Source organism: Gordonia sp. HS-NH1, assembly GCF_001418765.1.
GTDB lineage: Bacteria > Actinomycetota > Actinomycetes > Mycobacteriales > Mycobacteriaceae > Gordonia.
In genome coordinates, this window is sequence record NZ_LIYC01000001.1 from 221,216 (window position 1) to 239,712 (window position 18,497).

The following is an 18,497-nucleotide window of genomic DNA, read 5'->3' on the forward strand; positions in this document are numbered from 1 at the left end:
GTCCGCGCGCTCGATACGCTATCCGCGTGCCGTTTGCCCTTCTCAGCCAGACCAGCCGCGCCGACGACAAGAAGGCCGTCCGTGCCGCGGTCGCCGATGCCCTGACCGATCCCGACGTCTCCCGCCTGGTCGTCGAACCGCGCGTCGCCGAACGGTTCGCGCCCACCGTGCCCCACGAGAACGACATCTTCCTGTCCCAGGTGCTCGCCGCACTCATGGTCACCGAACGACTCGACGTCGAGGTCGCGTACGTCTCCGCCGAGGCCACCCCGGCGACGCGCCGCTACGGGTTGCCGCACGGGCCGGCCGCGCGTGAACTGGCCGAGCACGGCACCGCGGTCGCGGTCCCGCTCATCCGCGACGACGCCGCGACGGTCGTGGTCGGCAGCGCCCGTCATCTTGGTGCCGACGGCGCGAAACTGCACGGTGAGACCTATGTCGACAACGAGCGACTTTTCGACGGCGAGGTGCGCTCGATCCTCATCGAACCGACCCTCGCCGCGCCCGGGCTACGCGCGCAGGTCGAGCGGATGTTGCTGCCGGGCAAGTGGTTCGCCGGACGTGCCTGCCAGACCGGCGGCACCAATGTCGTCGTCGAACGTGAGGGTGTGGTGAACCCGCGCGTCCTCAAGCGGTCGACGTTCTACCGTCACGTCACCGATCTGCTGCTCGTCCGCCCCTGACCGGAATCCGTAGCGCCAGTGCGGATATGACGCGCATTGTCGCTACCGATTCCCGACGGGTCAGGCGACCGGACGTGCCTCCGGGCCCGTGGTGAGGTGGAGGTCGTCGCGCCGGATGAGCGCGGTCGCCACGACGCTGATGATCGCGGTGAGCACGAGATATCCGGCGGCCAGCCACGGCGACCCGCTCGCCGCGCCGATCAGTGCGGTGAGGATCAGCGGCGTCAGTCCCGAGGCGTAGATGCCGGAGAACTGATAGACCACCGACAGGCCCGTGTAGCGCACCGGGGTCGGGTACAGGCTCGCGAACAACGTTCCCTGCGCGCCGTAGAAGAGCGCATGGATCACGCCGAAGACGATCACCAGCCCGACGGTGAACCACAGCAGGTTCGCCGTCCCGAACAGGGCGAACACCGGATAGACCGCCACGCCGTAGGCGGTGATCCCGATGAGGTAGATCGTCTTGGCGCCATAGCGGTCGGTGAGCAGGCCGGAGAACGGCAGCAGGGCCGCCATCACCAGCGAGGCGATCGTCACGGCCACCAGGACCGGGACCTTCTCCATGTCGAGTTCGCTGGTGGCGTAGGCGATCGCGAAGACGCCCCAGGTGTTGAAGGCGGAGCCCTCACCCCACCGGGCGAGGAGACCGAGGACGGTGTTGCGCGTGTTCGGCGGGACCACGACGTCGCGCAGCGGTGCCGTGGACTTCTTCGCGAGTTCGGCGACCTCGGCGAACGCCGGCGTCTCGTCCACCTTCAGGCGCACGACGAAGCCGATGACCACGAGGACGATGCTCACCAGGAACGCGATGCGCCAGCCGTAGGTCAGGAACGCCTGCTCGTCGAGGACCACCTGCAGCAGGGCGAACACACCGGTACCCAGTGCGAGTCCGAGCGCCAGACCGATCTGGGGGATGCTCCCGAACAGACCGCGTTTGCCGTCCGGACTGTGCTCGACCGACAGCAGGACCGCACCCGCCCACTCCCCGCCCAGCGCGAACCCCTGCACGACCCGCAGGAGCAGCAGCAGGATCGGGGCGAGCACACCGACCGACGCCGCGGTCGGCAGCACGCCCATCAGGGCGGTCGCGACGCCCATCATCACCATCGTGATCGCGAGTGTGCGCTTGCGGCCGATGCGATCGCCGATGTGCCCGAACACGATTCCGCCGATCGGACGCACCACGAAGCCCACCGCGAACGTGGCGAAGGACAGCAGCGTGCCGACGAACGAACTCTGGTCGGGGAAGAACAGCTGGTTGAACACGAGGCTCGCCGCGGTCGCGTAGAGGAAGAAGTCGTACCACTCGACGGTCGTGCCGAGAAGACTTGCCGCGACGACGGTGCGGAGGCGCTTGCGACGCTCGGCATCGGTCTCGACGACCGGCGCAGCTGCGAGTGTGGAGGTAGCCATGACCGACACACGGTAACGACGCGGCCGCCCGATCCGGCGACTACGAATCAGCGTGAACGAAAAGTTGCGACCGCTGCTCGGGCGTCAGCCGGCCGCGATGTGGGGCCTGTCCGCGGCTCGACGGCGCGCGGTCACCAGGTCATCTCCTCCCGGCACCGTCGCTGGTGATCGTCGGGATCGATCTGCACCGTCGCGTGCTCGAGACCGTGGCGCGCCAGGACGGCCTGCGCGGCGGGCAACACCTCGGCATTGGGCCGATTGCTGCCGAGATGCACGGTGGCCACATCCATCCCGGTCGTGAGCGTCCAGACATGGAGGTCGTGCACGTCGTCGACCACCGGGATGTCGGCCAGATCGGCCCGTAATGCCTCGACGTCGACGTGGGCCGGCGCCTGCTGGTTCAGGATGCGCAGCGCGTCGAGTGCCAGTCGCACCGCCCGCGGAACCACCCACAGCGCGATCAGTACCGCGACGACGATGTCGGCGTAACCCCATCCGGTCGTCATCGCGACGATGCCGGCCACGAGTACGCCGACGCTGCCGACGGCGTCGGCCAGCACCTCCAGGTATGCGCCGCGGACCGCGATCGATTCCTTCGCGTCGGCCCGCAGCAGCAGCATGACCCCGAGGTTCACCAGCAGGCCCACCAGGGCCACGACGATCAGGGTGAGGCCCGGGACCTGCGGATCGCTGCCGATCCGCTCGACCGCCTCGTAGAGCACGAAGACGGCGACGCCCATCAGCAGTACGGCGTTGGCGACCGCGGTGAACACCTCGGCGCGGTGCCAGCCGAAGCTACGGGTGTCGGTGGTCCGCCCGTGACGGCCGAGCAGCAGTGCGATCAGGCCCATGACGAGTGCGACGACGTCGGTCAGCATGTGGCCGGCGTCGGCGATCAGTGCCAGCGAGTTCACCAGGATGCCGGTGACCAGTTCGACGACGAAGTAGCCGCCGATGAGCGCGACGGCCAGCACCATCGGCCAGAGGCGGCGCCGGCCCCCGGCCGTGGGAGCGTGCGAGTGCGAATGTGAGTGCCCCATGATGCCGGTCAATATATGCAGAAGTTCGCATATGTGGCAACAGGTCGGTCAGCTCCGGAGGGTCGCCAGTGCGGAGGACCTGCGCAGACCCGCCGTCATCAGCAGGTCCACGAGCAGCGAGCGGATCTCGGCGAGCAACGCGGCCTCCGACAACTCGCTGTTGGTGACCAGGTCGACGCGGGCCTTGCGCACGATGCTGCGGATCACCCGGGCCGCGTCGGCCTGATCGGGTTCCTCACCGGGATCGGCCATCATCATCGCGCGCAGCACCTCGAAGGCCCCGGCGAGATCGTCGATGATCTCGATCAGCTCGGGGAGCACCGGCACACCCCGCTGGGTCATGCCGAGCGAACGCCGCGCGATGATGCGGAAGTTGCGGACCGCGTTGTCGATGGGGTCGGCGGTCGCCGAGATCCGGTCCAGCCGCATCCGGGAGCCCCAGTAGAGCGGTGAGATGCGCGTGACCTCGCGCCCGCCGGTCATGTCCGACCGCATCTTGTTGATCGCGGCCTGCGTCCCGCGCCCGGACTCGAGTGCGGCGGCAATGAGTTCCTCGTCGCGCTCGCGCAGTCCGGTGGCCAGCTGGCGGGCGGCGTCGCGGACCGTCGCGAGGACGCCGGCCGCGTCACGGCGCGCCCGGCTCGCCGGATTCACCGGCAGGAGCGCCCCCACGAGGATGCCGACCAGCCCGCCGATGAGCGCATCGAGCGCGCGATGGAAACCCGCCACGCCGCCGGGCGGGAGGAGCGTCGCGACCAGCGCGGCCGACGAGGCCGCCTGCATGGGGACGAGCGGGCCGTCGTCGAGGAAGACCGCCACCGTCATCGCCAGGGCGACGACGACCATGATCTGCCAGGCCCCCTCGCCGACCAGGCTGATGAACAGGTCGCCGACGAGGATGCCGATCGCGACGCCGCCGACGAGTTCGGCGGCCCGGCGCCACCGCTGCCCGAGGGACAGGCCGAGGGAGATCACCGCGGCGATGGGCGCGAAGAACGGATCGGGATGGACGAAGACCTCCACCGCGATCCACCATGACACCCCGGCGGCCAGCGCACACTGGACGATCGGCACCAACGACACGCGTAGCCGGCGCAGCCGGTTCTTCAGCGGCGCGGGCATCGCGTTGAACACCCGGCGCGGATACGACGGGTTCGCGGCTCTTGCTGCCATCAGGCGGACGTCATCCGCGGGTGACCGGTCGGATCACACGAGGCCGAGTTCGGCGGCCGCGCGTGGATCGCTGTCGTTGAGCAGGTCGAGGCAACGCAGGTGTTCGTCTTCCTCGCCGATCAGTTCGGCGGCCCGGGCGAGCGCCCCGACGCACCGTAGGAAGCCGCGATTGGGTTCGTGGCTCCACGGCACCGGCCCGAAACCCTTCCAGCCGTGTCGTCGCAGTTGATCGAGGCCGCGGTGATAACCGGTCCGCGCATAGGCGTACGCCGCGATCACCGCGGCAGAGTCGATGTCGTCACCGGCCGCGGCGGTCTTCGACGACTCGAGAGCCGCCTCGGCAAGGTAGGCCCAGGCGATCGAGGCGGTCGGATGCGCGGCCGCGACCTCCGCCGCGGCGGCACCGTTGAGCAGGTCTGATTCGGCGTCGTCGTCCCCGGTGAGCAGAACCGGTTGCGGGCCGAGAAGATCTCCGAAAGACGTCATGTCCTCTATTCAAGCATCGTGCCGCCCGGGGCCGTCCGTTCGATCAAACGCCCTAGTGCTGGAATGTCGGGCCGTTCGCTAGGGTGAATGACGCAATCGGTCCTGCTGCCCCCGGTGATCGGCGTCGTCGGGCGGCCGGACCGAAGTCGTGCGATGGCGAATACGGGGTGAAACAGTCGATGGCGCGATCCGAGAGGCCGAGAGCTGCTGTCACCAGGGCATTGTCGACCCTGAAACAGGTTCGGGATGATCGTCGCGCTCGCCGGACGGGTGCACGACCGGTGCCCGGCACCACTCCGACCGGCACCGACGCCACTCCACCCAGCACCAGCAGAGAGGGCCGCGAGCCAGCTGTGGACGATTCCACCAAGAACGAGACCGCCGAGGACAAGGCCGCGACGACCGAGGCGACCGCCGCGGAGTCCACGGCAGACGCGTCCACGGCGGACGGTGCCGCGAAGAAGCCCGCAGCACCGAAACCGAAGGGTGGGCGCGGGATCGACGGCGCCACCCAGGTGATCAACCGCGACAGCCTGCCGTCGGCCGAGGACCTCGAGGACCTGGACGACATCGACCCGCTGAGTGCGGAACCCGAGTCCGCGGAGACCGGCGAGACCGCTGCCGACGAAAGCGCCCCCGACGACGCCACTCCTGCACCGAAGCGCCTCGGCCCGAGCGACTCGGCGACCACCGTCATCCAACGGTCGGATCTCCCCGACGCCGCCGAGCTCGAGGACCTCGACGACATCGACCCGACAGCCCCGGGGCCCGACGCAGCATCCCCCGAAGCCGAGCTCGCCGACTCTGAGACAGCAGCCTCGGACACCGAGTCCGGGCCGCCCGACGCCGAGGCTCCCGAGTCCGAATCCACTGAGCCCGAGCCGGATTCGGATTCGGATTCGGATACCGAGGCGACCGCCGAACCGACGCTTCCCGACGACACGGACCCGTCGACGGGTACCGCGGTCAGCGCCGGTGTGGCAGCGGCGGGTGCGGCCGCGGTGGCAGCCGGATCGGCTCCCGATGACTCCGACGCCGAGACCGAGGCCGATGCCGATGCCGATTCCGACGCCGAGACCGATGCTGACGCGGAGGCCGAAGCCGAGCCGGTGGACGACGACACGGCGACGGACGAAGCCGCGCCGGACGAGACTGCACCGGACGAGTCCGGTGTCGCATCAGAAGCAGACCAGGACCCCGTCGTCGACCCGGACGCCGAGGCGGAGCCGGTGGACGACGAGCCGGCCGACGCCACCGACACGACCGAGCCGGCGGTTCTCGAGGACGAGGCACCCGAGGCAGCGGCGGCGGACGAAACGGCAGAGACCACCGCAGCGGCGGACGAGACGGCGGAGACAGAGGCCGACTCGCCGACCGAGGCGATCACCGTCCCCGCCGGTGGGAGCACCGACACGAACGAGACGGACACCACCGACACCGAGACCGAGGCTGCCGCCGAGGACTCCGGATCGGACGCCGCGACGACCGTGATCCCCGCGGCAGCCGCTGCCGCCGCCTCTGCGCGGACCGAGACGTCCGCGCCGGCCGAGGAGGAGGCCCGGACCACACCGGAGCCCGCCGTTGCTGCATCGACCGAGGGTTGGACGACCACCGACCGCGAACCGCAGGTCATCCCGGGTAGCGGCCCCACGTCACCGAAGAAGAAGCGCGGCAAGGGGCTGCTGATCGCGGCGGCAGCGGTCGTGGTGGTGATCGTGGCCGTCGTCGGCGGCATCTTCGCCTACAACAGCCTGCGCGCACCGGCGCCCGCCGACGAGGCCGCGACCGTGGCCATGGATTACACGACCGCACTGTACGAGGGTGACCTCTCGACCCTGCGGTCGGTCACCTGCGGCGAGCTCAACGCTTTCTACAGCGATTTCGACGACGCCGCGTACCAGCGCACCTACGAGGCGCAACGGGCCCGCAACGAACTCGTGCAGACGCAGGCGATCAACGCGGTCCGCGTCGTCGAAGGCGGTGACCAGGCCGTCGTCGAAGTGGTCGCGGTACACACCAATTCACCCGATCAGCCCGAGACCGTCACGCTGAACCTGCAGCGCGACGGCGACGACTGGAAGGTCTGCAACCCCACGTGACGAGCGGACATCGGTCCGGCCCACCGCCGGCCGGCCCGCGTAACCGTTCTGCGCCGGGCTACTTCACGCCCCCGTCCCGACCGGCACCACCTGCGGGCACGACGCCACGCCGGGGTCTTTCGACGGACATCCGTCCCGTGCCGGACAACCGGGTCCGAAGCAATCGAATCCGTCCCTACGACGTCGGTTCGCCGCAACGGTCCCGGTCGCGCGTCGACCCGGCCGTCGTCATCGCGGCGCTGGTGATGGTCGCGCTCGCCGCCGCGGTCGTCGTCGGGCTCGCCCTCACCTGAGGCGCTCCAGCACGGACACGTAGGTGGTTCGCCGGCTTGGCCTCATCGATGAACACACAGATGTCGCGACGCTGCGAGCATCGAGGGACCGCGGCAATTTCATCCTGTGCGACACTGTTCAACCACCGGCGATGGGTAGATTGCACCTGTGCTGCTTGCCGAGGCCGGACTTTCAGAATGCGCTCCAGACGCTGCGTGCAGCGCGGATCTCAGCCGTGTGGTCTATTTTGCTTTCGCATCCCTCGTCCTGTTCTCCGTATGGATCACCCTGTCGATGTTTGCAACGGTCGACGTCGTCGGTCATCGCTTGGGCCTGCAACGCAGTGTGGCCTGGCTGAGCATCGTCTGGATCGTTCCGATCGTCGGCGCGACCGTCTGGCGTCTGAGCACGTGGTGGTCAGAACGCGATCCGACGCCGGATTCACCAACAGGCTGGTGACCCGAAAAGACAACTGCCCGCACCCTTTCGGGGTGCGGGCAGCGATCGTGGGACTCTCCGTCAGGCAGTCAGGGACTTGCCGTTGGACTTGAGGTCGTTACACGCCTCGACGACGCGCTCGCTCATGTTGGTCTCAGCCTTCTTCGACCAGCTGCGCGGGTCGTAGACCTTCTTGTTGCCGACGTCGCCGTCGACCTTCAGCACACCGTCGTAGTTGCTGAACATGTGGCCGGCGACCGGGCGGGTGTAGGCGTACTGCGTGTCGGTGTCGACGTTCATCTTGACGACGCCGTAGCTCAGGGCCTCATCGATCTCGCTCTTGAGCGAGCCCGATCCGCCGTGGAAGACGAAGTCGAAGGGCTTGGCTCCGTCGCCGAGGCCCAGCTTCTTCGCGGCGACCTCCTGGCCGGTGTTGAGGACATCGGGGCGCAGCTTCACGTTGCCCGGCTTGTAGACGCCGTGCACGTTGCCGAAGGTCGCGGCGAGCAGGTACCGGTTGCCCGAGTCGCTGGCGCCGAGGGCCTCGATGGTCTTCTCGAAGTCTTCGGGGGTGGTGAACAGCTTGTCGTTGATCTCGTTCTCGACGCCGTCCTCCTCGCCGCCGACCACGCCGATCTCGATCTCCAGGATGATGTTGGCTGCGCCGGCCTTCGCCAGCAGCTCCTTGGCGATCTCCAGGTTCTCGTCGAGCGGCACGGCGCTGCCGTCCCACATGTGCGACTGGAAGAGCGGGTTGCGGCCGGCGTCGACGCGCTCCTGCGACACCTGCAGCAGCGGGCGGACGTAGGTGTCGAGCTTGTCCTTGGGGCAGTGGTCGGTGTGCAGGCCGATGAGGACGTCGTACTTCTCGGCGACGACGTGCGCGAACTCGGCGAGCGCGACCGCACCGGTCACCATGTCCTTGACACCCAGGCCGGACCCGAACTCGGCGCCACCGGTCGAGAACTGGATGATCCCGTCACTGCCTGCGTCGGCAAAACCCTTGATGGCGGCGTTGATCGTCGACGACGAGGTGCAGTTGATCGCGGGGAATGCGTAACCGCCCTTCTTCGCCTTGTCGAACATCTCGGCGTACTGCTCCGGGGTTGCAATGGGCATCGACGGATCCTCCAGGGTGTTGATGTGCTCTGGTGTTCGGGTTCTCTCGCCGTCGATTGGTGCTTCGGTGGCGAGCAGCCGGACTTCCCGCGGCCGGACTTCACTCAGTATGGCAGGTGCCACATCACCCGGCGCGGGCACCATTCATGCCCGGACCTGCTGGAAACCGGCGGTGGCGGACCCGTGAGATTCTGTCCTCGCCCCACGCGCAGGTACTCTGGGTCCCCGTGATCGACTCCGCGCTTGCCACCACGACCACCAACCTGGCGCTCCTGCCGGGATTCCTGGATCCGGTGAACCTGCTCAACTCGTTCGGCACGTGGATGCTGGCCGGTCTGCTGTTGGTCGTGTTCATCGAGTCGGGTCTGCTGTTCCCGCTGCTCCCCGGCGACTCGCTGCTCTTCACCGCCGGGCTCATCGTGGCGGCGAAGTCGGCGGAGATCGAGCCCTTCGCCCCGCTGTGGGTGCTCCTCGTCCTGATCCCCATCGCGGCCTTCCTCGGTGACCAGGTCGGGTACTGGATCGGCAAGAAGGCGGGGTATTCGCTGTTCCGGCCGGACGCGAAGATCCTGAAGCAGGTCTACATCGAGGAAGCACACGAGTTCTTCGAGAAGCACGGTCCGGTGACGATCATCCTCGCGCGCTTCGTCCCCATCGTGCGGACCTACGCCCCGCTGGTCGCCGGTGCCGCGAAGATGCGGTACCCGATCTTCCTCACGTACAACATCATCGGCGCGGTCGCCTGGGGTGCGGGAGTCACGCTGCTCGGCTACTTCCTGGGCCAGATCGAGTTCATCCGCGACAACATCGACTACATCTTCCTGTTCATCGTCTTCATCTCGGTTCTGCCGATCATCACCGAGATCGTCAAGCGCATCCTGCGCTCGCGCAAGAAGGTCGTCGAGGAGGAGCCCCTCCCCGCGTCCGACGACGCCAAGAACTGAGCTTCCCTCACCACGCGGCGTCGAGGTCGGCGTGCTGCCGGACCCATGCGTGCATGGCGATTCCGGCGGCCACGCCCGCGTTGATGCTGCGCGTCGAACCGAACTGGGCGATCGACACCGTGAGATCGGCCTCGCGTTGCGCATCGTCGCTGACCCCGGGGCCCTCCTGACCGAACAGCAGCACGCAGTCGCGCGGTAGATCGGCTGTTTCGAGCGGACGAGCACCGGGAGTGTTGTCCACCGCCACCACGGTCAGCCCCTCGTCGCGAGCCCAGGAGATGAGATCGGACACCGTCTCGTGGTGCATCAGGTGCTGATAGCGGTCGGTCACCATCGCTCCGCGACGGTTCCAGCGGCGTCGTCCGACGATGTGGACGGCGGCCACCGCGAAGGCGTTGGCGGTGCGCACCACCGTGCCGATGTTCGCGTCGTGTGCGAAGTTCTCGATGGCGACGTGCAGCGGGTGCCGGCGAGCGTCGATGTCGGCGACGATCGCCTCCCTCGACCAGTACCGATAGGCGTCGACGACGTTGCGGGTGTCACCGTGTGCGAGAAGCTCGCCGTCGAGGCGCGGATCGTCGGGAACGGGACGGCCGGGGTGCTCGTCGGCCCACGGCCCCACGCCGACGGTCGGCCCGGTCTGCCATTCGGTGGGACCGGGTACGACATCGGGATCCTCGGCGGGATCCGGGGCTGGGAGATCGTCGGGGTCCCCCGACCCGGCGTCAGGCAAGCCCGAGATCGCCGAGATCCAGGAGGGAGCGGTACGGCACGCCGAGCGCGGTGATGACCGCATCGGCGCCGGTCGCGCGGTCGACGACGGTGGCCACGCCGACGACGTTGCCCCCGATGCCGCGCACGGCCTCGACAGCCGTGGACGGCGAGGCGCCGGTCGTGCTGGTGTCCTCGACGACGAGCACGTCTCGACCTTCGATGTCGGGCCCCTCGATCTGGCGTTGCATGCCGTGCGCCTTGGCGGCCTTCCGGACGACGAAGGCATCGACCGGCTTCCCGTCGGCGTGCATGATCGACGTCGCCACGGGGTCCGCACCCAATGTCAGGCCGCCGACGGCGACGTAGTCCCAGTCCGCGGTCAGTTCGCGCATCAGCCGCCCGATGAGCCGCGAGGCCTCGTGATGCAGGGTCGCCCGACGCAGGTCGACGTAGTAGTCGGCCTCTTTACCGGACGACAGCGTCACCCTGCCGTGCACGACGGCGAGCTCGCGGACGAGCTCGGCCAGCCGTGCCTTCGCGGTCGGGTCGACCCGCGGGGTCTCGGCAGGAACCGGGGCGGACGAGGACATGCGACTTCCCTCTCGATCGACGTGCCGGGATTCGATCTCCGGCTGCGTGGGGTGGTGGCGCGATCAGTTGCGGTGGCGGTTGGGCCGCTCGCCGGTGTCACGGCGAGGTGTCTGGTCAGCCGTTCCGGCGTGCCCGCGGGTCCCGGACCCACGCACGGGCATCGGGGTCATCCGCCGGCCTCCGGTCGTCGGCGACGCCGGGGACGGAGTGGGAGGCTTCCGCGTCGCGGCCTGGTTCTCGGACTCCCCGGCCGGCGCCCCACCGCCGGACGGCGCGGCCGCGGCCTCTCGCCTGCGCTTGTCCCGCAGTGACTCGGTCTTCTCGTCGGCGAGCTCGGCCCGGGTGGGTCCGTGCGGGTCGCGCGGATCCGGCGAGTCCTCGGGTTCCCGCGTCGGCGGCAGCACCCGGAGAAGGTCGGCGAACCGGCGGACGACCTCCAGGCCGGTGTTCAGCTTGGCCGGGTCGTTGGTCACCGGCATCGAACCGAGCGCCCAGTTGCCCTCGTTCCACAGGACCTCGACGAACGCTGGCGCCTTGTTGGCGAGCGCGACCATCCGGCGGTCGCACACCCGGCGGGCGACGTCGAGATTGCTGGAGAACATGACACGCGGACCCATCGCGCCCAGCAGTTCCACGTCCTCCTCCGCGGGGGCGAGGACGTCTTCGTGCCGCAGGTCGACGACGACATGCGACGGCGAGGACCGTCGGACGGCGATCACGGTCGCGGTCTCGGCGAGGTCGAAGACCACGGCCTCCACCCCGGCGTAGTGTCCGTAGGCGACGTCCTGCACCGGGATGTGGTCGCCCACATTCATGGTGGCGCGACGGAAGACCTTGCGCAGCTTGGTGTCCGACTCGCGGAACTTGAACTCGTGCTCGTCGCCCCAGACCGCACGCTGGTGCCGTGCAACGCTCGACCGCTGGCGGTCGAGCCACAACAGGACACCCGCACCCAGTAGGGCCACGGCTGCGATCAGGAAATAGACGGTGGTCATCGCGCTACAGCCTACTATCGGCAGGCCCGCGGTGAGGTCATCCGCCTACCCGGATGTACCCGCGTTCCTTGTCGACGACGTTGACCAGCACGTCGGCCGGCTCCTCGGTGCCCGCCGCGACGTAGCGCCGGAGGTTGTCGAGGACCTGCTCGGCCAGCGCCTCGCGCCATCCGACGGCGTCTCCGCTCATGTGGGCCGAGATCGCGACCCCGGGCAGGTCCCACAGTTCGCTGTCGGCGGGCAGCGGCTCGGTGACGAAGACGTCGAGCGTGGCCGCCCCCAGATGCCCCGACCGGAGCGACGCGACGAGGGCCGCCTCGTCGACCAGTTCGCCGCGTCCGACGTTGACGAGGTGCGCGCCGGGTTTCATCGCCGCCAGTACCGCCGCGTCGATCATCCCGGCGGTCTGCTCGGTCAGCGGAGCGATCGCGACGACGGTGTCGAAACCGCCCATGTGCGCGGCGAGGTCGTCGGTGGCGACGACGTGTCCGAAGTCGGGATCCGACGCGCGCGCGGTCCGGCCCGCTCCCACCACCCGGATGCCCACGGCGCGAAGCAGTTTCGCGGTCGCTCGACCGATCCCGCCGGTACCGATCACGAGCGCGGAGGTGCGGTGGGTGGCCACCGTCTCGCGGTGTCGCCACTCGTGGTCGCGTTGCAAGGCCATCGACTCGTGTAAACCCTTGTGGTGGGCGAGGATCGCGGCGAGGACGAATTCCGCGATGGGACGGTCGAAGACGCCGTGGGCATTGGTGACGACGACATCCGAGGACCGCAATTCGTCGAAGAGCAGCGAATCCACTCCCGCGGCGCACACATGCACCCAGCGCAGGGATGCCGTCGCCTCACCCCAGTGCTCGGCGAGCCCGCGGGAGAAGAAGTCCCACAGCACGAGAACGTCCGCGCCCGGCAGGGCGGCGCCGAGATCGTCTGCCGTGCAGAGTCGTACCGTCGCGAGTTCTTCGATCTCGGCCAGATTTCCCGGCGGGGGATCGTCGGGCGAGATCAACAGTGCAATGACGGGCGCCTGCGTTGTCATTACCCCACCGTAGGCGACGGATCGGTATGATCGTCGATCACGAAGAGCAACAGCGTCACCGCGAGGAAACCGGCAGGTAGCCAGGCGGCGCGACCGCCCAGCAGCTGGGTGCAGACCGCCCCGACGAGTGCGCCACCCGCGAACGCCCCCACCAGGCGACCGTAGACCGCGAGGGCCTTCCGCGCATCCGGCGTCCGGTCGACGGTCACGCCGTACCCGGCCTCCACGAGCCGCATGAGATTTCCGGTCGTGGCCACCGCGATGTAGTTGAGATCGCCGATGTTGCGGAACAGCTCGATCTGCATGGCCGTGATGAATGAGATGGGGATGGTGACGAATGAATGCGGTACGGAGGTGGGGACGAAGCCGATCACGACGAGGATCAATACCTGCAGCGCCATCGTCACCCGGATGGGATAGACGAGCAGACGGTCGAATCGGCCGGCCTTCACGTGCACCGCGAGCACGACGCCGACGAGGAACGCGAGGATCGGCCACAGATGGCCGGACGCCTGATACCAGTGTCGCTCCGAGAGATTCAGCGCGAGGAGGATGACGTTTCCGGTCTGGGCGTTGGCGAACACCCCGCCGCGCGACAGGTACGTGTAGCTGTCGAGAAACCCACATGCCGCGGTGATCAGTAGGGCGAAGCGCAGCGTGGTCGACGTGGCCATGTCACAGCACCACCGGAACCGACCCCGTGCGGCAGCCCGACCGGTCGAGCAGCGAGCCCAGTCGCTTGGGGGTCTCCAGCGTGACCGAACGGTCTGCGACGACGAGCCCCGGTACCCGGCTCTCGAGTTGCTGCTCGAACTCCGACAACTCGCCGATGGTGTGCAACCACACGCCCATCACGATGTTCGCGGTGCCGGTCACCTCGCAACACACCCGCACCTGGGGCAGGTCGTCGAGCGCGTCTACGAGCGCCGAGATCGACCGCGACGACGCCCGCGCCCACACGTTCGCCGTGACCGGCCAGCCGCTGATGACATGGGCCACTTCGCATCTGATCGACAGAACGCGTTCGGCGACGAGGGCGGTCAGCCGACGCCGGACGGTCGGCGCACTCAGTCCGCTCGCGGCAGCCAGGTCGACCGCCGAGCGTCGACCGTCCTCGGCCAGCGCGGCGATGAGCCGCAGATCCATCTCGTCGGGTCCGTGCACCAGCGGACGATGCTCGGGCCGGTACTCGCCGAGCACCGACTCGTCGGCGTCGGAGAGCGTGTGCACCCGCCAGCGTTCGCTCTCGCCGAAGACCCGCATCACCACCCTCGTCCGCGTCCTGGCGACGCCCTCGGTCTCGGCGAGGCGCTGCACCCAGTCGCCGAGGAAACCGAGGTCCGGGACCATCACGGTCAGCAGGAGGTCGCCGTCGCCCGCGGTGCGCTGGATCGTGGCCACATGCCGGTCGGCGGCGAGATGCTCGACGAGCTCCTCGCGCCGCGACGACGCCTGGACCTCGACGAAGGCGCTGCAGCGGGTGTTGAGGTACGCGGCACCGGGATAGGTCACGATCCAGGCGAGCCCACTGTCGACGAGCCGCTCCCAGCGACGGGCCGCGGTCGCCGCGCTCACGCCCACGACGTCGCCGACCACGCCCCAGGGCGCCCGTGGCGCGACCTGCAGAGCGTGAACGATCTGATAATCGAGGTCGTCCGGCACGCAACAATCCTGCATCACGCGGTGAACTTTTTTCGGTATCGGCAGTCGCCGGGACAGCCCGCGGCAGCGCTCCTACGTTTCCTCCCAACACCCAGTGGCCGCACGGGCGGTCCGGAAACGAGGAGGACGATCAGTGAAGGTCTGCGTCATCGGCGGAGGTCACGGCTCTTACGCGGCTGCGGCGGAACTCAGCGAGAAGGACCACCATGTCACCTGGTGGCGACGGGACTCCGCGGCGTTCTCGTCGCTGGTCGAGCGCGGGACGCTCGACATCGACGATCACCTCGGCCGGCGGCAGATCGGTGTCGACGGTCTGCACCTCGGCGACGGCGACACGGGCGGTGGAACCGGCGGTGGCATCTCGATCGTCGCCGATCTCGCCGAGGCGGTGTCCAACGCCGAGGTCGTCGTCGCGCCGGTTCCCGCCTTCGCCCACGAATCGCTCGCCCGGCAACTCGCGCCGCACCTGCGCGACGGTCAGATCGTCTACCTGCCGCCGGGCAGCTTCGGGTCGATCGTGTTCGCCCAAGCCGTGCGCGCGGCGGGAAACCCCGCCGACGTCGCGTTCGCCGAGACCGGCACCCTGCCCTACCTCGCGCGCAAACACGGCGACACCCGCGTCGTGGTCAGCGGATACGCCACGCGCCTGCCCACGGGGGTCTTCCCGGCACGGCACACCGACCGGGCGCTCGCGGTTCTCGGCGAGGTCTACCCCGCCGTCGAGCGCGTCGAGGACGCCCTCAGCGGCGCGCTGATGAACGCCGGGCCCATCATCCACCCGCCGCTCATCCTGATGAATGCCGGTCCACTGGAACACTTTCCGTCATGGGACATCCACAACGAGGGTACCCAGGACTCCATCCGGCGGGTCACCTCCGCGCTCGACGCCGAGCGCATCGCGGTCCGGGAGGCACTCGGCTACGGTGCGCCGCACTTCCCGCTCGCCGACCACTACACCGCCGACGGCGACGAGTGGATGTACGGCAACGCCGCCCACGAGAAGCTCACCGACAGCGGCGACTGGCGCGAGAACATCGACCTGCGGACCCACCGCTACATGACCGAGGACGTCGAGATCGGTCTCGCGCTGCTGAGTTCCGTGGCGACGTGGGCGGACGTGCCGTCTCCGGTGGCCGACGGCCTGCTCGCCCTCGCCGGGGCGGTCACCGGCCGCCCGGCCGCGACCCGCGGGCGCACCTTGGCGAACCTGGGGCTGGCCGACCTCGACCCGTCCGGCATGCGGGCATTTCTCCACGACGGGCCGGCGCAGTGACGGGCCGCCACGTCGCCGTTGTCGGCGCCGGCCGGATGGGCCAGGGCATCGCCGCTGCGCTGGCCTTCGGGAATGTCGCGGTGACGGTCGTCGACCTCCGCGACCGCGGCGCCGGCGCAGCGGCCTATCTCGACGGGGTCCGCGCATCGGTTCGGCAGGCACTCGCGCACAAGGTCACGCTCGGCCTGCTGGCGGTCGAGGACCTCGAGGACGTCGCGACTCTGGTGACGGTCGTCGGAGAGGTCGACGCCCTCGCCCCGATGGCCGGGGCGGATCTCGTCTTCGAAGCCGTGCCCGAGGTCGCGGAGGTCAAGCGCGACACGCTCACCTGGATCGAGGCCATGGTCGGCGACACCGTCCCCATCGCGTCGACCACGTCGAGTTTCCTCGTCGACGAACTCGCCGGCTCGCTGGCGGCGCCGGCGCGATTCCTCAACGCGCACTGGCTCAACCCGGCCGATCTCATGCCGCTCGTCGAGGTGGCGCCCGGCACGGCGACGAGTCCCGGGGCCGTCGAGGCCACCCGCGACCTGCTGGTAGCGGTCGGGAAGGTCCCCGTGGTGTGCGCCCCCTCGCCCGGGTACATCGTCCCCCGGCTCCAGGCGCTGGTGATGAACGAGGCAGCGCGCATGGTGGCCGAGGGGGTGGCGAGCGCCGCGGACATCGACACCGCTGTCCGCATCGGATTCGGTTCGCGCTTCGCGGTTCTCGGGTTGCTCGAGTTCATCGACTGGGGCGGCTGCGACACCCTCTTCCACGCGTCGAACTACCTGCGTCGAGAGCTCGGCGAGAGGTTCGCACCAGCAGCGCTGGTCGAGACGAACATGACGTCCGGCCGCCGTGGGATATCCGACGGCGCAGGCTTTTACGAGTTCGACCCGGCGACCGTCGCCGACTACCGGGCGCAGCGGATCGCCGACTTCGCCCGAGTGCTCGACGCCGTCGGACGCCTCGCCCGCCACGAGGAGTTCAGCAAGGCCGACTGACCCGACCGGAGACGCCCACGTCCCGCCACCGGAGTCCCGGCGGCGCGGTGAAGCACGCCCGGTCGCGTCCAATGAGTCGGCGCGGTAAAGCTTTTCCCGATTCCCCGCGAGCCGCGGGTCCGACACAATCGATCCATCCACGAGTACAGCCAAACGAATGCCGGCCTCCAGGGCCCGTTCGACCACCGATGAGGAGTGATCCGTGGTAACTCTCGACAACTCTGCACCACCCGACCCGTCGGCACCGAGTGCCGCCCCGCCCCGGCGGGAGCGCACCACCCGCGTCGCCGTCGCGTCCGGCGTCGGCACGATCATGGAGTTCTACGACTTCGCGATCTACGGCACCGCGACGGCACTGGTCTTCAACAAGATCTTCTTCAACGTCGACGATCCCTGGTTCGGCACCTTCCTCGGATTCGCGACCTTCGCGGTCGGTTTCGTGATGGCGCCGATCGGAGCCCTGATCTTCGGACATTTCGGGGACAGATTCGGTCGGCGCAAGGCGCTGACCGCGGCCTTCCTCCTCATGGGCGGGTCGACCCTGGCGATGGGCGTCCTCCCCGACTACCAGGCCATCGGGATCGTGGCGCCGATCATCCTGATCTTCCTCCGCATGGTGCACGGCATCTCACGAGGCGGTGAGATCGGCGGCGCGGCCCTGCTCGCCGCCGAACACGCGCCGGCACACCGGCGTGGTCTGTACGGGTGTTTCGTCACCCTCGGTTCGCCGGTCGGCGGCATCCTGGCCAATCTGTCGTTCGCGCTCGTGCTGCTGATGCCCATGGAGCAGGTCCTGGCGTGGGGCTGGCGCATCCCGTTCCTCATCGGCGGAGTCGTACTGGCGATCGGGGTGTGGACGCGGTCCCGGGTCAGCGAGACACCGGACTTCGTCGAGTCCAAGCGGGCCGAGGAGAACTCGCCGCCGGCCTTCGCGGTTCTCCGGCAGAACTGGCGTCGTGTCGCCCTGGCCGCCGGGATAAACGTCGGTCAGAACTGTTACGCCTTCCTGTTGTTCACGTTCATGCTCTCCTTCCTGACCGAGACCGATCCGGGACGCGGCTTCGAGCGGTCGCCGGTGGTCCTGGGCAGTACGCTGGCGCTCGCCTGTCACGCCGCGACCGTCGTGCTCGGCAGTCACCTGTCCGACCGGCTGGGCCGCAAGACGGTGATCGGATTCGGCATGGTCACCTCCCTGCTGTTCGCGCCGATCCTGTTCTGGGTCACCGCGTCCGGGTCCCTGGCGGCCTGCATCACGGTCATCTCGATCGGGTTCGCGCTCACCGGCTTCGTCTACGGTCCGATGCTGACGACCTTCGCGGAGCTGTTCCCGATCACGCAGCGCTACAGCGGCATCGGGATCGGCTTCCAGGTCGGCGCGGTGCTGGGCGGCGGCCTGGCCCCGATGATCGCGAACCGGATCGTCAGTGCCACCGGCAGTGTGATCCCCGTGGGGATCTACGCGGCAGCACTGATGGCGATCAGCCTCTGCTGCCTGATGGTCATCCGGGAGACCGCGCCGGCCCTCGCCGGACGACCGCCACGACGACAGCGTCCGCGGAGCTGAGCCGA

Annotated in this window: 19 protein-coding genes; 8 read left to right on the forward strand and 11 right to left on the reverse strand. The window is 68.9% G+C overall.

The window, feature by feature from the left end; all coding sequences use genetic code 11:
* Window positions 1–26 precede the first annotated feature (26 nt).
* Window positions 27–683: a hypothetical protein gene (locus AMD30_RS00945; protein WP_010840751.1), complete on the forward strand. Its 657-nt coding sequence runs from the start codon at window positions 27–29 to the stop codon at window positions 681–683.
* 60 nt (window positions 684–743) lie between these two features.
* Here the strand turns inward: AMD30_RS00945 and AMD30_RS00950 are convergent, their stop codons facing one another.
* From AMD30_RS00950 to AMD30_RS00965, 4 genes are all read right to left on the reverse strand, one after another.
* Complete coding sequence (locus AMD30_RS00950; RefSeq protein WP_014928049.1) at window positions 744–2,096, reverse strand: MFS transporter; 1,353 nt, start codon at window positions 2,094–2,096, stop codon at window positions 744–746.
* A 131-nt stretch (window positions 2,097–2,227) separates the two neighbouring features.
* Window positions 2,228–3,136 (reverse strand): cation diffusion facilitator family transporter, encoded by a 909-nt coding sequence (locus AMD30_RS00955; protein ID WP_010840753.1) that lies wholly within the window; start codon window positions 3,134–3,136, stop codon window positions 2,228–2,230.
* Window positions 3,137–3,184: 48 nt separating this feature from the next.
* Complete coding sequence (locus tag AMD30_RS00960; RefSeq protein ID WP_035716911.1) at window positions 3,185–4,309, reverse strand: FUSC family protein; 1,125 nt, start codon at window positions 4,307–4,309, stop codon at window positions 3,185–3,187.
* 33 nt (window positions 4,310–4,342) lie between these two features.
* Window positions 4,343–4,795 (reverse strand): DUF3151 domain-containing protein, encoded by a 453-nt coding sequence (locus tag AMD30_RS00965; protein ID WP_010840755.1) that lies wholly within the window; start codon window positions 4,793–4,795, stop codon window positions 4,343–4,345.
* Between the two features lie 353 nt (window positions 4,796–5,148).
* Here AMD30_RS00965 and AMD30_RS00970 point away from each other — a divergent pair, with 353 nt between their 5' ends.
* From AMD30_RS00970 to AMD30_RS00975, 3 genes are all read left to right on the forward strand, one after another.
* Window positions 5,149–6,894, forward strand: a complete 1,746-nt coding sequence (locus AMD30_RS00970) for an Rv0361 family membrane protein (protein ID WP_084817180.1) — start codon at window positions 5,149–5,151, stop codon at window positions 6,892–6,894.
* A 137-nt stretch (window positions 6,895–7,031) separates the two neighbouring features.
* Window positions 7,032–7,187 carry a hypothetical protein gene (locus tag AMD30_RS25195; RefSeq protein WP_014928053.1) on the forward strand — a complete coding sequence of 52 codons (156 nt, stop codon included), beginning with the start codon at window positions 7,032–7,034 and terminating at the stop codon, window positions 7,185–7,187.
* Window positions 7,188–7,335: 148 nt separating this feature from the next.
* On the forward strand, window positions 7,336–7,626 hold the full coding sequence (locus tag AMD30_RS00975) for a hypothetical protein (protein ID WP_156354125.1): 291 nt from the start codon (window positions 7,336–7,338) through the stop codon (window positions 7,624–7,626).
* A gap of 60 nt (window positions 7,627–7,686) precedes the next feature.
* Here AMD30_RS00975 and fbaA read toward each other — a convergent pair whose 3' ends face one another.
* Window positions 7,687–8,724 carry a class II fructose-bisphosphate aldolase gene (gene fbaA / locus AMD30_RS00980; RefSeq protein WP_055474546.1) on the reverse strand — a complete coding sequence of 346 codons (1,038 nt, stop codon included), beginning with the start codon at window positions 8,722–8,724 and terminating at the stop codon, window positions 7,687–7,689.
* Between the two features lie 227 nt (window positions 8,725–8,951).
* Between fbaA and AMD30_RS00985 the strand changes: the two genes are divergently transcribed.
* The gene (locus AMD30_RS00985) at window positions 8,952–9,668 is read left to right on the forward strand and encodes a VTT domain-containing protein (protein WP_010840760.1); all 717 of its coding nucleotides are present in this window, start codon (window positions 8,952–8,954) and stop codon (window positions 9,666–9,668) included.
* 7 nt (window positions 9,669–9,675) lie between these two features.
* Here the strand turns inward: AMD30_RS00985 and AMD30_RS00990 are convergent, their stop codons facing one another.
* The 6 genes from AMD30_RS00990 to AMD30_RS01015 all read right to left on the reverse strand — a co-directional run bounded on the left by AMD30_RS00990 (window position 9,676) and on the right by AMD30_RS01015 (window position 14,669).
* A complete protein-coding gene (locus AMD30_RS00990; protein ID WP_055474428.1) occupies window positions 9,676–10,401 on the reverse strand; it encodes a TrmH family RNA methyltransferase in 726 nt (241 codons plus the stop codon).
* Window positions 10,394–10,972 (reverse strand): orotate phosphoribosyltransferase, encoded by a 579-nt coding sequence (gene pyrE, locus AMD30_RS00995; RefSeq protein WP_055474429.1) that lies wholly within the window; start codon window positions 10,970–10,972, stop codon window positions 10,394–10,396. Before pyrE ends, AMD30_RS00990 begins: the two co-directional genes overlap by 8 nt.
* Window positions 10,973–11,035: 63 nt before the next feature.
* The gene (locus AMD30_RS01000) at window positions 11,036–11,968 is read right to left on the reverse strand and encodes a hypothetical protein (RefSeq protein WP_055474430.1); all 933 of its coding nucleotides are present in this window, start codon (window positions 11,966–11,968) and stop codon (window positions 11,036–11,038) included.
* 37 nt (window positions 11,969–12,005) lie between these two features.
* Window positions 12,006–13,007: a D-2-hydroxyacid dehydrogenase gene (locus AMD30_RS01005; protein WP_055474431.1), complete on the reverse strand. Its 1,002-nt coding sequence runs from the start codon at window positions 13,005–13,007 to the stop codon at window positions 12,006–12,008.
* A complete protein-coding gene (locus tag AMD30_RS01010; protein WP_055474432.1) occupies window positions 13,007–13,681 on the reverse strand; it encodes a YoaK family protein in 675 nt (224 codons plus the stop codon). The genes AMD30_RS01005 and AMD30_RS01010 overlap by 1 nt, the downstream gene beginning before the upstream one ends.
* Window position 13,682: 1 nt before the next feature.
* A complete protein-coding gene (locus AMD30_RS01015; RefSeq protein ID WP_055474433.1) occupies window positions 13,683–14,669 on the reverse strand; it encodes an Lrp/AsnC family transcriptional regulator in 987 nt (328 codons plus the stop codon).
* A 133-nt stretch (window positions 14,670–14,802) separates the two neighbouring features.
* Between AMD30_RS01015 and AMD30_RS01020 the strand changes: the two genes are divergently transcribed.
* The 3 genes from AMD30_RS01020 to AMD30_RS01030 all read left to right on the forward strand — a co-directional run bounded on the left by AMD30_RS01020 (window position 14,803) and on the right by AMD30_RS01030 (window position 18,492).
* On the forward strand, window positions 14,803–15,942 hold the full coding sequence (locus AMD30_RS01020; RefSeq protein WP_010840771.1) for an NAD/NADP-dependent octopine/nopaline dehydrogenase family protein: 1,140 nt from the start codon (window positions 14,803–14,805) through the stop codon (window positions 15,940–15,942).
* Window positions 15,939–16,928 (forward strand): 3-hydroxybutyryl-CoA dehydrogenase, encoded by a 990-nt coding sequence (locus AMD30_RS01025; RefSeq protein ID WP_055474434.1) that lies wholly within the window; start codon window positions 15,939–15,941, stop codon window positions 16,926–16,928. The genes AMD30_RS01020 and AMD30_RS01025 overlap by 4 nt, the downstream gene beginning before the upstream one ends.
* 202 nt (window positions 16,929–17,130) lie before the next feature.
* A complete protein-coding gene (locus AMD30_RS01030; RefSeq protein WP_055474435.1) occupies window positions 17,131–18,492 on the forward strand; it encodes an MFS transporter in 1,362 nt (453 codons plus the stop codon).
* Window positions 18,493–18,497: the final 5 nt, after the last annotated feature.

Excerpts from the sequence above, each read along its gene's own strand:
- AMD30_RS00950 (WP_014928049.1), bottom strand. The coding sequence starts at position 2,096 with ATGGCTACCTCCACACTCGCAGCTGCGCCGGTCGTCGAGACCGATGCC.
- AMD30_RS00955 (WP_010840753.1), bottom strand. The coding sequence starts at position 3,136 with ATGGGGCACTCACATTCGCACTCGCACGCTCCCACGGCCGGGGGCCGG.
- AMD30_RS00960 (WP_035716911.1), bottom strand. The coding sequence starts at position 4,309 with ATGGCAGCAAGAGCCGCGAACCCGTCGTATCCGCGCCGGGTGTTCAAC.
- AMD30_RS00965 (WP_010840755.1), bottom strand. The coding sequence starts at position 4,795 with ATGACGTCTTTCGGAGATCTTCTCGGCCCGCAACCGGTTCTGCTCACC.
- fbaA (WP_055474546.1), bottom strand. The coding sequence starts at position 8,724 with ATGCCCATTGCAACCCCGGAGCAGTACGCCGAGATGTTCGACAAGGCG.
- pyrE (WP_055474429.1), bottom strand. The coding sequence starts at position 10,972 with ATGTCCTCGTCCGCCCCGGTTCCTGCCGAGACCCCGCGGGTCGACCCG.
- AMD30_RS01000 (WP_055474430.1), bottom strand. The coding sequence starts at position 11,968 with ATGACCACCGTCTATTTCCTGATCGCAGCCGTGGCCCTACTGGGTGCG.
- AMD30_RS01005 (WP_055474431.1), bottom strand. The coding sequence starts at position 13,007 with ATGACAACGCAGGCGCCCGTCATTGCACTGTTGATCTCGCCCGACGAT.
- AMD30_RS01010 (WP_055474432.1), bottom strand. The coding sequence starts at position 13,681 with ATGGCCACGTCGACCACGCTGCGCTTCGCCCTACTGATCACCGCGGCA.